This is a genomic window from Plantibacter sp. VKM Ac-2876 (genome assembly GCF_015350715.1).
Lineage (GTDB): Bacteria > Actinomycetota > Actinomycetes > Actinomycetales > Microbacteriaceae > Plantibacter > Plantibacter auratus.
On record NZ_JADKSI010000001.1, the window covers coordinates 1,054,885 to 1,068,002 of the forward strand.

Below are 13,118 nucleotides of genomic sequence, written 5' to 3' on the forward strand. Positions count from 1 at the left end.
GAGGTGGCCATGTTGCCGTGTCCAGCAGGAGTTGTGCGCAGCGGCGGTTGCGCGCGGCCGTACCGGCGCGGCTAGACTGGTCGGCTCGCCAGGCGGTGGGCGGCCCGGCGCGAACCAGCGCGGGCCCGTTCGGGAGCGATCAGCTCCCTGGGGAGTGCGCACCATGGGCTACATCGACGTCAGCGACCTCAGTTACACGCTGAGCGACGGACGGACCCTGCTGGACGAGGTCTCGTTCCGCGTCGGCGAAGGGGCGATCGCCGCGCTCATCGGAGCGAACGGCGCCGGGAAGACGACGCTCCTGCGGATCATCCGCGGCGAACTCCAGCCCGACTCCGGGGTCGTCTCCATCGACGGCGGTCTCGGTGTGATGGACCAGTTCGTCGGTCGCGGTGACGACGACCGGACGGTCCGTGACCTCCTCGTCCAGGTCGCGCCTCCGCGGGTGCGTGCGGCGGCCGAGGCGGTCGACCGCGCCGAGCTCGCCCTCATGGAGGACGACGTCGAGGCGACGCAGATGGCCTACGCGACGACGCTCGCCGAGTACGCCGACGCCGGCGGGTACGACCAGGAGGTGCTCTGGGACAGCTGCTGCGAGGCGGCACTCGGGGTGCCCTACGACCGCGCGCAGTGGCGGACGCTCGGCACGTTGTCCGGCGGCGAGCAGAAGCGGCTCGTCCTGGAGGCCCTGTTCCGCGGCCCCGAGCAGGTCCTCCTCCTCGACGAGCCCGACAACTCCCTCGACGTCCCGACGAAGCGCTGGCTCGAGGGGATGCTCGCCGAGACCCGGAAGACGGTCCTCCTCGTCTCGCACGACCGCGAGCTCCTGGCGCAGGCGGCGACCCGCATCATCACCCTCGAGGTCGGTGCGGCCGGCAGCACGACGTGGACCCACGGCGCGAGCTTCCGCAGCTACCACGAGGCCCGCGACGCCCGCCTCGACCGACTCGACGAACTCCGCCGGCGCTGGGACGAGGACCGCGTGAAGCTGCGCGCCCTCGTGCTGCGTCTGCGCGAGCAGGCCAAGTTCAACGACTCCATGGCCTCCCGCTACCGGGCCGCGCAGACCCGACTCGCCAAGTTCGAGGAGGCCGGTCCGCCCGAGGAGCGGCCGAAGGACCAGCAGGTCACGATGCGCCTCCGCGGCGCACGCACGGGCCGCCGCGCGATCGTCTGCACGGGGCTGGAACTGACCGGCCTCATGCAGCCGTTCGACGCGGAGATCTGGTTCGGCGAGCGCATCGGCGTCCTCGGTTCGAACGGTTCGGGCAAGTCGCACTTCCTCCGGCTGCTCGCCGGCGGCGGGACGGATCCCGATCCGGGCGCGGGGCACCTCGCCGCAGCGGGCGACGCGCTCGTCCCCGTCGAGCACGACGGCGACGCCAAGCTCGGCGCGCGCGTGCAGCCGGGGTGGTTCGCACAGTCGCACCGGCACCCCGAACTCGTCGGCCGGACCCTGCTCGACATCCTGCACCGCGGCGACGAGCACCGGTCGGGTCTCCCCCGCGAGGCCGCCAGCCGCGTGCTCGACCGCTACGGGCTGGCGGGTGCGGCCGAGCAGCCGTTCGAGTCCCTCTCCGGCGGGCAACAGGCGCGCCTGCAGATCCTCCTGCTCGAACTGTCCGGCGCCACGCTGCTCCTGCTCGACGAGCCGACCGACAACCTCGACCTCGTCTCGGCGGAGGCGCTCGAGCAGGGTCTGGCGGGTTTCGAGGGCACCGTGATCGCGGTCACCCACGACCGCTGGTTCGCGCGAGGCTTCGACCGCTTCCTCGTCTTCGGCTCCGACGGCCGGGTGCAGGCCTCCGACGAGCCCGTCTGGGAGGAGACGCGCGTCGACCGTGCGCGGTAGCGGGTGTCGCCGCAGTTTCACCACCCAGGAGGAAGACTGAGGCGACACCCCCCTGCATGAGTCGCCGACTTGGTCAACCCACCGCCGTACTCAGGACCGTTCCCTACGCTTGCATCAACAACCCGAGCTCGGAGGTGATGGTCCTGCAGTACAGCATCGCCATCGGCCGCGCCACCTACGACATCGAACCGGGTGTCGACCTGCCCACGCTCATGTCCGAGATCGAATCCGCCGTCCAAGCCGGTGGCCGATTCGTCCGCGTCCCGCTCTCCTCCGACCGGACCATCGACGTGCTCGTCAGCCCCGGCCTGCACATCACGGTGGAGTCGTTCGCGAACCGTGCCCTGGAGATCGTCCCCACGATCGAGACGGGAACCCTGTCCGGTCTCGACGAGTACGACGAGTTCGGCGAGTTCTGACCTGACCGGCCTCGACGGCTATGAGCCGAGCGTCGTGCTCGGGTACTCACCGAAGCGGTTGGTGTACGAGGCGGAGAAGCGTCCGAGGTGGGCGAACCCCCATCGGTTGGCGATCTCGGCGACCGTGGCACGCCCTGGGTCGGCTTTGCGAAGCTCCTCCTGCACCCGGTCGAGCCGGACGCGCCTGAGGTAGTCGATCGCGGTGATGTCGTGCTCCTTGCGGAAGGCGCTCTGGAGACTGCGCTGACTCATGCCGCTCGCTTCGGCCACGTCCTCCGTGCGGATGGGGAGGTGCGCGTTGGCGATCATGAACTCGACGGCGGCGCGTGTCTTGCCACCGCTCGGCAGCCCGATCTCGACCGGCGCGTGGAGCGCCGTGTGCGGGAACGTCTCCAGGAGCGCGACCGCCGCCGCACGGTTCGCCTCGGCCCGCAGGAGCGCTGGACTCGCGTCGTCATAGATGACCCGCGCGACGGACGTCACCGAGGCGGCCCAGCGACGGAGTTGTTCGCCGGTCGGGCGGGCCGTCGTGTCGAAGAGGATCGGGCCGCTCGTGCCCTCCACCTCGCCGGCCACCCGCTCGAGGAATGTCCCGTCGAAGTGCATGAGGTTCTGCCGGTAGTCCGTGAAGTCGAATTCGGCCAGCCGGTTGTTCGCGAACATCGCCGGCTGCCCATGGACGAGTCGCACCGGGTCGCCGGCGAGGTCGGTGGCTCCGCTACCCGCGGTCAACCACGAGACGATGTACTCGCCCTGTGTCAGGACCGTACCCGTGACATGGCCGTCGAACTGGGTGCCGCGCAGGGTCAATTCGTCGTCGCCGATGGCGGTGTACCGGAAGGTGAACTCCGATTCCGTGGGCTCGATGACCATCTCGCCGGCGTTGTACGCACCGGCGAACAGGTCGCGGGCCTCATCGACGTCGCGACCTGCGATCTCGGACCGCTCGGCGGGTCCCGTGTGTTCGCTCATCGCTCATAGAATCTCACGACGATGCCGGGCTGTCACCCTCGGCGGGGGCGTCCGGACGTGGAGCAGTCCACTCGATGTCAGGCGGTCCCTTGCAGGAAGCCGTGCTCCGCGCCCAGGACGTCGGTCATCGCCGACGACGTGATGCGGGCGAAGCGCGGCAGGACCGTCGTCTCGTGGACGGCGGTCGGTCGCTCGGACCAGACGGTCACGACGATCAGTCCACCCTCTGCTCGGAGTGTCCACGCGACGATGTGTCGCGTCAGGACGTGGACGGTGTCGCCGTCGACGTCCAGGGCGATGGCTGCCCGGCTGAGTGACAGGCCGCCGCCCGACTCGGCACTGACGTGCGAGGTCTCGAAGACGATGTCGGTGCGGTCGAGGAGTCGCCCGGTGGTGCGCGCATCGTCCAGGGCGAGAAAGTCGGGCGCGCTGGGAGTCCAGGTCGTCACGGTCCCACCCCCAACTGGTGTTTCGCAAATGCCCGACGGCCGGAGCTCGTCGTGGCGTTGATCGATCCGCCGGAGCGGATGCTCGGACCTAGGCCGCGGACTCGACGCGCTTCGCGGCGCCGGCTGCCGGCTCGGGGACGACGCGCATGCCCTTGGCGCTGTTGGCCTGCTCGAGGAGCGCGGCCAACCACTCACGGTTGAGCTCGGGGGCACGGCTGCCGTAGAACGAGAACTGGAGGGGGATCATCGGGTTCAGCCAGAGCGACTGACGTCCGGTCCCACGACCGGGGACGGCTTCGAGGTGGAACGCGAAGCTCTCGTTGCGTCGGAACTTCGTGAAGATGACCGTCTGCAGGTGAGCGAGCAGTCGGTCTTCGATCTCGTGCGGGGTCGGAGGGGTTCCGTAGAGGAGGTTTCCCATGAGGCGCGCCATCCGTTCTGTTTCGGTTCCGGGCTGGTTCCCGGCGCCGTTGATAACGCTAGATGTTCTAGCGATCCCCTGCTCTGACCTATCCGAAATGCGTCGGGTATCGCCCGGAACCGGGTCGGCGTTCAGGCTGCGCTCAGCTGCCGAAGGCCCAGGCCTCGCGATCGCCGCGCAGTCTGGCGGCGAGCGCCGTCGCCTGTTCATCGGTCAACGAGGCGACATAGTCGAGGATGCCGCGGGCCCGTCCGAGCCGACCGAGGGTGCGCGGGTCGCTCTGCGGGCGCCCGCTGTCGGACTCGGGGTCCGCAGGGAGCCAGTCGGGATTGTCCGCCCGGAGTCGGAAGTAGCCGTCGGTGGCGAGTTCGACGAAGTCGAGGAGCTTCTGCGGCGCACGCGGGCCGTCGCGGGGGTCGTCGAGCCAGCTGTCCAGTTCGCTGACGAGCACGTCGAGCACCCGCGACTGCCCTCGCTGGTAGGTGGCGAAGTCCGGCCGGTCGATGACGAACCGGGTGTGGACGAACTTCAGCACGGTGACGTCGTGCCAGGCCTCGGGCAGGAGCGACACGTGGCCGGAGCGCACGTTCGGCTCCTCGACGACGAGGACGGAGCGCTGGAGGCGACCGATCCAGGACGACACGAACGATTCGATGGCGCGCTCGGTTCGGCTGGAACCGTCGAAGGGGACCGCGAGGAGCCCTTCGACGAGTTCGGTCGCGACCCGCTGGACCGACGCCCGGAAGTGCTCGTCGCTGGCGATCCACGGGTCGCGTGAGACGATCCGCCGACGCAGGAGTTCGAGCGAGTGGCCGGGCGCGCGGCTCCAGAGTTCCTCGGCGTCGAGCGCGGCGAGGGTGTGCTGATCGCGGAGGAAGGTGCGGAACTCGACCGCCACCGCCGCCTGCTGCAGGACGCCGGCCCGGTAGAAGTCGTCGAGGTCGTGCAGGGAGTACGCGATGTCGTCGGCGACGTCCATCACGGAGCACTCGACGGTCTGCTGCCAGGGGGCGATCGCCGTGAACGCACTGCGGGCGTCGAGCATGTCGTCGAGGTCGAGGGTGTACGCGGAGAACTTCGGCGGCGCGGTCTCCCAGCGGCTGGCGGTGGACCCGCGCGGCATCCTCGTCGGATCGGCCGGGTCGAGGTCGGGGCGGTGGATGGTGCGACCCCAGGGGTACTTGAGCACCGCGGCGCGGGAGGCGGCCGTGAGGTTGAGGCCCTCCTTCACCGTCTCGCACACGTCGAGCGCGGAGAGGATGCGGAACGACTGCGCGTTGCCCTCGAACCCTTCCGCGAGGCCGAGCCGCTCGCGGGCCAGGCGGTCGAGGACCTGCTCGCCGAGGTGGCCGAACGGCGGGTGGCCGAGGTCGTGGGCGGAGGCGGCGGCCTGCACGACGACCGGGTCGCAACCGCCGAGGCGCTCGACGATGGCGTTCTGCTCGGGATCCGTCGTGGTGAGCTGCATCGCGATGGCACGGGCGACCGCGGTCACCTTGATGGAGTGCGTGAGCCGGTTGTGGACGACCTGGCCGACGCCGGAGGGCGAGACGACCTGCGTCACCGCGGACAACCGCGCGAAGTACGGGGAGAACCGGATGCGCTCGAGGTCGACCCGGTACTCGGGGTACTCCTCGCCGGTCGCGAACCGGTCCACCGGCTCGGGGATGAGTCGCCGTCGCCGCTGGTCGTCGTCCATCCCCTCACTGTATTGCGCGGCGGGTGGGAGACTGCAGGGATGCATCCGATCGATCGACTCCGAGCCGAGGTCGCCGCGCACGAGTCGAACGCCTGGGCGACCGAGCTCGGGTGGGAACCGCTCTTCATCGCCTCCCCCGCGGCCCGCGTGCTCATCATCAGTCAGGCGCCTGGTCGCCTGGCGCAGGAGTCGGGCATCCCGTGGAACGACCCGAGCGGTGTCCTCCTCCGCTCCTGGATGGGTGTGACGCCCGAGGAGTTCTACGACCCGGCGAACGTCGCGATCATCCCGATGGACTTCTACTTCCCGGGCAAGGGGACGAGCGGCGACCTGCCGCCGCGCCGGGACTTCGCGCCGCGCTGGCATCCGCGCCTGCTCGAGCAGCTGACCGAGGTGCGCCTGACGATCCTCATCGGCGCCTACGCCCAGCGCGCCTACCTCGGACCGCGAGCCGGACGCACCCTGACGGAGAACGTCCGGGCCGCAGAGACGCACCTCCCGCTCTTCCCGATCGTGCACCCGTCGCCACTCGCACGCGGCTGGCGCAGTAAGAACCCCTGGTTCCAGGAGGAGACGGTTCCCCTGCTCGCCGCGCAGGTGCGGGCGGCGCTCACGTCGTGACGAATAGGCTGATGAAGATGCCGAGACATCGGCGTCTGGTCGAACGAACGAGGGGCACGTCGTGAGCGACGAACCGATCACCGGCGATGGACTGCGGCCGCCGGTCGATCCGCCGTCAGGGCCGAGCTCGACCACAGTGCCCGCCGTGTCGGACCCCGGATCCGTGTCAGCCGCCGAAACCGGAGCAGCCGACCAGGACGGACCGGTCACCGGGCGAGTGTCCGGCGTCGGCATCACGCTGCTCCTGTTCGGGCTGCTGGTCGTGAGCTGGCTCGTCCAACTCTCGTTCGCACTGCAGGGCGAGTTCGGTCCGTCTGAGGACCGGCTCAGCGGCGGCGGAATGCTCGCCGGGTTCATGCTCGGCGCCGCGATCGCGATCGGGTCGCCCATCGTCGTGCTGATCCTGCAGGCGCGGGTCCACAAGCGAACGCCTCGACACTCGATCATCGCCGTCATCGGCGCCGTCGTCGTGCTCATCATCGCCGTACCGATCAACGCCATCGTGGTCGGCCTCCAAGCGGTGAGCGTCATCAGCGGGAACTAAGAACGCTCCGCCGCCGAGCTCGTCCGCGAGACCGCTTCCCGCGGTAGCTCCATGGCGTGTATCCCGGCGGCGGAGAACCGCACTGACGGGAGGATTGACGCTGTGCGATGCGTGTTGCTTGCTGATCATGAGATTCCCAAGCGTGACCCGTTGGTGGTGAGGCCCGGCGACGTCGTTCAGGTCGGGGACCGGGACACGGAGTGGCCCGCGTTCGTGTTCGTGACGGCGTCACACGGAACGGGCTGGGTGCCCGCCCGCCACCTCGACATCGACGGGTCGGTGGGTGTCGTCCGCGCCGGATACGACACCACAGAGCTCCCCGCGGTCACCGGCGACACCGTCGACGTCGTCGAGGACGATCCGGAAAGCGGCTGGTCCTGGTGTCGGAACGCCGACGGTCGCGAGGGGTGGATTCCCCACCGCGTGCTCACGGTGGAGTGATCGAGATGCTTGACTCTGACACCGTGTGAGGAGGGAGAACTGAGACATGTTGTCCATCGGAGCGTTCGCGCAGATCGGCCAGGTGACCCACCGGATGCTCCGGCATTGGGACACCGCAGGTCTGCTCGTGCCTGCCCATGTGGATGAGTCCAGCGGCTACCGCTCGTACGATCCTTCGCAGTTGGAACGACTGCATCGGATCGTGGCGCTTCGCCATCTCGGCTTCGGTCTCGAGGACGTCGCCCTGATCCTCGACCAAGGGGTGGATGCCGCGCGCATCGCCCGGTTGTTGCAGGTGCGTCGAGCCGAGGTCGAACGCGAGCATCGCGTCGCGGCCGCACGACTCGTCGATGTGGAACGGCGGCTCCACCTCATCGAAAGAGAGCATCACATGTCAGAGATCGAGATCATCGAGAAGCCCCTGCCCGCCGTTCGCCTGGCCGCCCGTCGTGGCGTCGTCCCCTCCCAGCCGGACATCGCGGACTTCGTCGGACCCTCGTTCGACGCGGTCGCGTCCATCATCGGCGACGAGAGCGGTTCGCTGACCACGCCGATCGCGCAATACAGCGCGAGCGAGGACGGCACCAAGGTCGTCGTCGGCTACGCCTACAACGGCGCGCCCCGCGAAGGCTTCGAGGTCATCGAGCTGCCGGCCGAGCACCTGGCGATCTGCGGCATCCATCTCGGGTCGATGGACCGGATCGCCGAGAGCTGGCAGTCGATCCACGCCGAGATCATCGCCCGGGGGTTCGTGCCGTCGGGGCCCTGCCGGGAGCTGTACGTGCGGGCGGTGTCGGAGGATCAGTCCGACTGGGTCACGGAACTGCAGCAGCCGATCGCTGCCGCCTCGGTGCTGCGCGACAGCACCACATAGGGCGCTCGTCCAGCGTGGTCGGTGACCGTCTGACGCGGCTCGAACCCGACGGCTCGCCAGAACCGGACGCCGCGCTCGTTCCGGACCTCCGGGTCGACGGTGAGTCGAGCGATGTTCCTGGCTCGCGCACGGGACAGCATGGCTTCGACCACCCGTCGACCGGTGCCTTGGCCTCGCGCGGAGGGCGACAGGATGAGGTCGATCCCGGCACCCTCCGCGCCGTCGGTATGGAGCTGGACGAGTCCGACCGCATGGTCATCGAGCAGGACGAGGAAGCACTCGACAGCGGGGAGTCGTGCGCCCAGGTACTTGGCGCGGATGAGCTCGTCGGACAGCTGTCCCGGTCCTCCCCAGCCATGGAAGGAGGGGTCATCGAACAGACGACGCAGCGCGTCGAAATCGTCCGCGGACGTGGGTTGCAGCCTCATCGAAGACAGTCTGCCAGGGTGGTCGGTGGGCGTCTATGGCTGTTCGTCGGTGAGGGCAGCTGCACGGCGCTGCCCGGACTCGGAACGGCTCAGCTGGTCAGAACCCGTACGTGAGGACCGCTGACCTGCGCCCCTCGCGCAGGGCGTCCAATGCGAGCCGCTCGTGAGCGGGCAGGTCGACCGGCAGATCGTCGAGGATGTAGTCCGTGGCCGTCAAATCAGCGCTTCGTCGCCCGTCCGAAACACAAACCTGTCGTCGGCCGACCACACGTGCTGGTCGTCACACGTGTATCCCCGCAGCCATAATTGGTCGTCGATCACCCTGAGGTAGAGGCCGGCTGGGAAGTCGTCGTCCTCCTTGAGGCGGGGCGAGGCGACGGTGAGCGACCCGGACGGAGCGCGACCGGAACTCAGCACACTGTCGGGAGCAGACGCCTGATCCGCAGTCACAAGTCGCAGGTGGGCCGCTGTGACGGAAGGGCAGAGGCGCAGCCCCTCACTCTTTGCGTGGTCGTAGATCTCGGGTAGCATCCCGCCCTCTGGTAGGCCAAGGTCCCGCACCGAGCGCTCGACAATCGATACCGCCTCCGCCTCGGAGGCACCCCCGCCCAGTGCTTCGGCTAGGAGTGTCTCGGCGTGTGCGTTCAGCAGAACGCCCATCTCGGTGAATCGAGCCAGCAGCTCGCCGTGAGAAAGACCACCGACGAGAACGGTTCGAACCTGCGCAGTATCTGGAGCCTTCGTCACTCGTCGAGGTTAGTGGTCGCCTCTGATCATCTGACGAGCTTGCGTTTCCCTGGTTCGGCAATCACCCGAACTTGATGGTTTACGGTGTGCGGGCACAGAGCGAGACCGAAGAGGAGCCCCACTCATGACCGACACAACGAAATCGCCCCGATCGGCGAGGACAGCCGCACTCATCCTCGGTGCAATCGGGGCGTCCGTCACGCTGAGCGTGATGGTGTCGATGTGGTGGCTGTCCCTTGTCCTCGCGGTCGTCACGCTGGGAGCGCTTTATGAGATCTGGCGCTCCAGCAGCCGCGTCGCGCCCTCACGCGCGGCGGTTCCGGTTCTCGTCCTCACGGTCGTCTTGACGGCCGTCGGCCTCGCGGCGGCGCTGGGGCCGCTCCCCACGGCGCTCGCGTGGAGCGGGTGCGCGGCGTTGGCCGTCGCGTGGGCCGAGCACATCGTCGCGTTGGCCACGGATGGTTCCCGTCCTCGGCCGTCCGCTGTGTGAGCACAGCTGTCGCGTTGGTGCCGAGCGCTTTCCATAACGTGTTGACCTGATCCTTCGTGAACACACGAACCTCCAGGTAAAACCTTGGTGGCACGTTGACCAGTTGAGACCATCGTCATTCGCGAGACGGGTGATTGGGATTCTCAGGTTCGGGGATGGAGGATCTGGTCTCCCGCTCGCACGTAGCCGTCGAAGAGGGCGATGACGTCCTCGAGTCGCTGGCCGGCGTGCGAGTCGTGGGCGATGAGTTCCCGCCCACTGGCGAGCGCATCGACGAGGGCGCGCGCTCGGCGCTGCGACGCTTCAAGGAGTGTTTCCAGACCTGTCGTCGCCTCCACGAGCACCCGTCGGCTCCCTGGTTGCGGGATCGTGCGCGCGAGCCCCCAGGCCACCAGTTCCCGGCTGGAGGTGCTGACCTGGCCTTTGCTGAGCTTGACGGTGGTCCCGAGATGGTCGAGAGAGACTGGTGCATCTTCGAGAAGGAGAGCGCCGTAGACACGTCCAGTCGCGCGCGAGAGGTTCCAGGAAGCGAGCATGTCGCCGACGGCATTGATGAAGTCGTTGTCTTTGTTCACTGGTCCTCGTCTCACGAATCCAGAAAGCGCAGTAGCGCTGTCGTCACAACGTCTGGAGCGTCTTGTGACGGTACATGTCCCGCGTCTGGGATCACCACTTCACCGATCTCTTCGTGCTCAGCCCAGGCGGGCATCGCCTTCGCGATGTTGCCTGTTCGATCCTGAGCGCCACGAATGAGGCACAACGGGATCGGAGTGCGGTAGCGCGGAGCGGGACTGACGAACGAGACGGTCGCTCGCCAGATCGCGAGGAAGTCATGCTTCGGCACACGTGAGAACGCCCGTGCCAAGTCCTTCTGAGCGGCGTCGGTGACGGCGGAGGCCCGGGCCATCAAGCCCGGAAGGGTGCGCGCAGGGATGAGGGCGAGCGCAGGAGCCGCGAGGCGAAGAAGTCGCCGCTCCATCCACCCGAGTGGCCCGGCATTCCAGGTGGCGTCGACGACGACGAGACCTGCGTATGCCTCTGGTCGTCGTCTGACCATTTCCTGCGCCATGTTCCCGCCCAAGGAGTGACCGACAAGCACGGGCCGGCCCAGGCCGAGTCCTGATATGACCGCTTCAGCATCGGCGACGAACTGATCTGCGGTGATGGGCGAGGTGTTGGGCCTCGACAACCCGTGCCCCCTCATGTCCCACACGACGGCACGGCGACCTGAGCCCACCACGGCGCGAGCTTGCTCCTCGAACGACACGTGGTCTGCTCCTGCGCCATGCAGAAACAGGACCGCCGGCCCGGGCGGCCCTGAGTCGCGATAGGCCACGGAGCACCCAGCGAGCGGTAGCTTCGCATCCAGATTCACCATGTGCTGAATATAGCAACGTTGATGAGCGCATCCAGGCCGCCCCTCTGACGTACGCGCGCTCACCCGGATGGCAACCTGCGGCGGGCCGATCTTTCTCCGTTTGATCCCTGAGACGATCGAGGAGTGAGCGAAGAGACGAAACCGAAGTGGGCAAACCCTGAGCCGGCGATCCATCACGCGATCGCGCTGTGGGCGGCGACCTGCGCGGAGCGAGCTCTACCGATCTTCGAACAACAGCGCCCAGGTGACGATCGACCACGCGCAGCGATCGTGGCACTCCGAGCTTGGGAACGAGGTGAACTTCCGATGACGGCGTGCCGCACCGCTGCATTCGCAGCGCACGCGGCCGCACGCGATGCGACGGAGGCAGGAGTGGCCGCCGCCGCCGTGGCCGCTGCTCGTGCAGCCGGTCAGGCATGCGCGGTAGCCCACATGTTCGACCACGCTCCGCACGCAGCGACCTACGCCGCGAAAGCCGTGGGCCTCGGCGGAGACGGTACGGCCTCTCTGGAAGCTGAGCGCGCCTGCCAGTGGGAGGAACTGGCACCCGAGCTGCGCTCGATCGGATTCCCGAAGGGGCTCTAGCCGACACCGTCGCTTCAGACACGGGGAAGCGCCCGTCTCATGGCGGCCCCGCCGCATTCCGCCGCACCTCTGCAGGCGGCCGGCGTCCTGTCCGCGGCAGTTTGGTCGCAGGCGGGCCTTGCTCGAAGGTGTCGACAACGCGCCCGTACCTCGCGAGGAGGTGCCACACCTTCTTGAGTGATTGCGGGCCATATCGCCCCGAGCGTGCCGTATCACCGAGAACGTCGGGCGTCAGCGTTCCGGCCAAGCCTGCGGCCAAAGTCACATACTCCGAGCCGCGGTACGCCGGGTCCAACGCCCCGGTGTCGACTGTGAAACCGGGATGGAACTCAACCTCGGAGAGATGGGAGGCCGCGGCGTGAACGGGCATGCCGGCCGGAAACGACGGTTTGCCATGAGGGTATGCATGAACGTTCGCGGACCAGCCGTGAATCGCGACCACGACGACCGATCAAGCGGAGGGGTTCAACGACTCCCACGCTCCCTGAAGCGCGGCGACCGCGGCGTCGAACGCATCCGACGGGAGGTACGTCGGTCCGTCGGCGATGTTCACGTTGCGGCGAGCTTCTCCGGTGGTTCTGCGGGCTCTCGCGCATTCAACTGCCTCAACCGCGAACAGGATCGAGGGCAGTGAACACCGCTGCGGCCACCTGAGCGGGCGTCAAGCCGTCCGTGTCGACGGTGAGCGCATGCCAGTCGGCATGAGCCAGAACGGCCACGAGCCGTCGATGGTTCGCGAGATGCCAGTTCAAGGCGTCAGCACGGCCGGCGTCATAACGACGCCGGAGACGCTGCTCCGCCACCCCCGGCGAAGCCACCAGGTGGACGATTCGCAATTCACGACCGAACACCTCCTCGTATCGGCGGGCGTCCTCAACGGACTCGATCACTCCGGCCACGATCGGTGTCCGCGGACCGGTCTCCAGGTAGTTGTTCCAAACCGCCCGCATGTTCTTCGCTTCGGTGAGCACGTTCGCCGGGTCATCAGCAGCGCTCGGCCAGGACCGATGGAACCAGTCGACGTCGAACAAGCTGAACGGGAGCTCTTCTTCGGCGAAGCGGTCGCCGAGATGATCCAAGACCGAGGACTTCCCCACCCCGTATGAACCGTTGAGGAAGATACCGAAGGTGTCCGATGCCATGGCTCAACGCTATGCGCGCATGCCCCGCACGGACAACGTCACCCGCGGACCGCACT

At 68.1% G+C, this 13,118-nt stretch carries 17 protein-coding genes; 8 read left to right on the forward strand and 9 right to left on the reverse strand.

The genetic code is table 11. From position 1 onward, the window contains the following. Positions 1-163: 163 nt before the first annotated feature. Entirely contained in the window at positions 164-1,852 is a 1,689-nt protein-coding gene (locus ITJ62_RS05045) for an ABC-F family ATP-binding cassette domain-containing protein (protein ID WP_192004050.1), read from the forward strand. 137 nt (positions 1,853-1,989) lie between these two features. After that, entirely contained in the window at positions 1,990-2,271 is a 282-nt protein-coding gene (locus ITJ62_RS05050) for a hypothetical protein (protein WP_194599937.1), read from the forward strand. Positions 2,272-2,289: 18 nt separating this feature from the next. Here the strand turns inward: ITJ62_RS05050 and ITJ62_RS05055 are convergent, their stop codons facing one another. The 4 genes from ITJ62_RS05055 to ITJ62_RS05070 form a co-directional block, all read right to left on the reverse strand. Beyond that, a complete protein-coding gene (locus ITJ62_RS05055) occupies positions 2,290-3,243 on the reverse strand; it encodes a helix-turn-helix transcriptional regulator (protein ID WP_194599938.1) in 954 nt (317 codons plus the stop codon). Between the two features lie 77 nt (positions 3,244-3,320). Further along, positions 3,321-3,692: a hypothetical protein gene (locus tag ITJ62_RS05060; RefSeq protein WP_194599939.1), complete on the reverse strand. Its 372-nt coding sequence runs from the start codon at positions 3,690-3,692 to the stop codon at positions 3,321-3,323. Between the two features lie 88 nt (positions 3,693-3,780). Next, positions 3,781-4,113 carry a hypothetical protein gene (locus ITJ62_RS05065; protein ID WP_079706140.1) on the reverse strand — a complete coding sequence of 111 codons (333 nt, stop codon included), beginning with the start codon at positions 4,111-4,113 and terminating at the stop codon, positions 3,781-3,783. 142 nt (positions 4,114-4,255) lie between these two features. Then, on the reverse strand, positions 4,256-5,812 hold the full coding sequence (locus tag ITJ62_RS05070; protein WP_194599940.1) for a deoxyguanosinetriphosphate triphosphohydrolase family protein: 1,557 nt from the start codon (positions 5,810-5,812) through the stop codon (positions 4,256-4,258). Between the two features lie 39 nt (positions 5,813-5,851). On the opposite strand from ITJ62_RS05070, the gene ITJ62_RS05075 reads away from it, so the two are divergent. The 4 genes from ITJ62_RS05075 (at position 5,852) to ITJ62_RS05090 (ending at position 8,292) form a co-directional block, all read left to right on the forward strand. Further along, positions 5,852-6,433: a uracil-DNA glycosylase family protein gene (locus ITJ62_RS05075; protein WP_194599941.1), complete on the forward strand. Its 582-nt coding sequence runs from the start codon at positions 5,852-5,854 to the stop codon at positions 6,431-6,433. Between the two features lie 61 nt (positions 6,434-6,494). Continuing rightward, on the forward strand, positions 6,495-6,977 hold the full coding sequence (locus tag ITJ62_RS05080) for a hypothetical protein (RefSeq protein ID WP_194599942.1): 483 nt from the start codon (positions 6,495-6,497) through the stop codon (positions 6,975-6,977). A 111-nt stretch (positions 6,978-7,088) separates the two neighbouring features. Further along, complete coding sequence (locus ITJ62_RS05085; protein ID WP_370581828.1) at positions 7,089-7,418, forward strand: SH3 domain-containing protein; 330 nt, start codon at positions 7,089-7,091, stop codon at positions 7,416-7,418. Between the two features lie 46 nt (positions 7,419-7,464). After that, positions 7,465-8,292, forward strand: a complete 828-nt coding sequence (locus ITJ62_RS05090) for a MerR family transcriptional regulator (RefSeq protein ID WP_194599944.1) — start codon at positions 7,465-7,467, stop codon at positions 8,290-8,292. On the opposite strand, the gene ITJ62_RS05095 is transcribed toward ITJ62_RS05090, so the two are convergent. Together ITJ62_RS05095 and ITJ62_RS05100 are read right to left on the reverse strand one after the other, a co-directional pair. Further along, positions 8,220-8,720: a GNAT family N-acetyltransferase gene (locus ITJ62_RS05095; RefSeq protein WP_194599945.1), complete on the reverse strand. Its 501-nt coding sequence runs from the start codon at positions 8,718-8,720 to the stop codon at positions 8,220-8,222. The genes ITJ62_RS05090 and ITJ62_RS05095 overlap by 73 nt on opposite strands. Positions 8,721-8,933: 213 nt before the next feature. After that, positions 8,934-9,467 carry a hypothetical protein gene (locus ITJ62_RS05100; RefSeq protein WP_194599946.1) on the reverse strand — a complete coding sequence of 178 codons (534 nt, stop codon included), beginning with the start codon at positions 9,465-9,467 and terminating at the stop codon, positions 8,934-8,936. A gap of 124 nt (positions 9,468-9,591) precedes the next feature. Between ITJ62_RS05100 and ITJ62_RS05105 the strand changes: the two genes are divergently transcribed. After that, positions 9,592-9,957 carry a hypothetical protein gene (locus ITJ62_RS05105; protein ID WP_194599947.1) on the forward strand — a complete coding sequence of 122 codons (366 nt, stop codon included), beginning with the start codon at positions 9,592-9,594 and terminating at the stop codon, positions 9,955-9,957. Positions 9,958-10,100: 143 nt separating this feature from the next. On the opposite strand, the gene ITJ62_RS05110 is transcribed toward ITJ62_RS05105, so the two are convergent. Together ITJ62_RS05110 and ITJ62_RS05115 are read right to left on the reverse strand one after the other, a co-directional pair. Next, the gene (locus ITJ62_RS05110) at positions 10,101-10,532 is read right to left on the reverse strand and encodes a GbsR/MarR family transcriptional regulator (RefSeq protein ID WP_370581829.1); all 432 of its coding nucleotides are present in this window, start codon (positions 10,530-10,532) and stop codon (positions 10,101-10,103) included. Positions 10,533-10,543: 11 nt separating this feature from the next. Next, positions 10,544-11,335, reverse strand: a complete 792-nt coding sequence (locus tag ITJ62_RS05115; protein WP_194599948.1) for an alpha/beta fold hydrolase — start codon at positions 11,333-11,335, stop codon at positions 10,544-10,546. Between the two features lie 123 nt (positions 11,336-11,458). Between ITJ62_RS05115 and ITJ62_RS05120 the strand changes: the two genes are divergently transcribed. Next, on the forward strand, positions 11,459-11,920 hold the full coding sequence (locus ITJ62_RS05120; protein WP_228497822.1) for a putative immunity protein: 462 nt from the start codon (positions 11,459-11,461) through the stop codon (positions 11,918-11,920). 605 nt (positions 11,921-12,525) lie between these two features. On the opposite strand, the gene ITJ62_RS05125 is transcribed toward ITJ62_RS05120, so the two are convergent. Further along, complete coding sequence (locus tag ITJ62_RS05125) at positions 12,526-12,999, reverse strand: hypothetical protein (protein WP_228497824.1); 474 nt, start codon at positions 12,997-12,999, stop codon at positions 12,526-12,528. Between the last annotated feature and the right edge of the window lie 119 nt (positions 13,000-13,118).

Bases quoted from the DNA above. Each gene is read 5' to 3' on its own strand.
- ITJ62_RS05075 (WP_194599941.1), top strand. From the start codon at position 5,852: ATGCATCCGATCGATCGACTCCGAGCCGAGGTCGCCGCGCACGAGTCG.
- ITJ62_RS05050 (WP_194599937.1), top strand. From the start codon at position 1,990: ATGGTCCTGCAGTACAGCATCGCCATCGGCCGCGCCACCTACGACATC.
- ITJ62_RS05070 (WP_194599940.1), bottom strand. From the start codon at position 5,812: ATGGACGACGACCAGCGGCGACGGCGACTCATCCCCGAGCCGGTGGAC.
- ITJ62_RS05065 (WP_079706140.1), bottom strand. From the start codon at position 4,113: ATGGGAAACCTCCTCTACGGAACCCCTCCGACCCCGCACGAGATCGAA.
- ITJ62_RS05105 (WP_194599947.1), top strand. From the start codon at position 9,592: ATGACCGACACAACGAAATCGCCCCGATCGGCGAGGACAGCCGCACTC.
- ITJ62_RS05095 (WP_194599945.1), bottom strand. From the start codon at position 8,720: ATGAGGCTGCAACCCACGTCCGCGGACGATTTCGACGCGCTGCGTCGT.
- ITJ62_RS05055 (WP_194599938.1), bottom strand. From the start codon at position 3,243: ATGAGCGAACACACGGGACCCGCCGAGCGGTCCGAGATCGCAGGTCGC.
- ITJ62_RS05045 (WP_192004050.1), top strand. From the start codon at position 164: ATGGGCTACATCGACGTCAGCGACCTCAGTTACACGCTGAGCGACGGA.
- ITJ62_RS05090 (WP_194599944.1), top strand. From the start codon at position 7,465: ATGTTGTCCATCGGAGCGTTCGCGCAGATCGGCCAGGTGACCCACCGG.
- ITJ62_RS05115 (WP_194599948.1), bottom strand. From the start codon at position 11,335: ATGGTGAATCTGGATGCGAAGCTACCGCTCGCTGGGTGCTCCGTGGCC.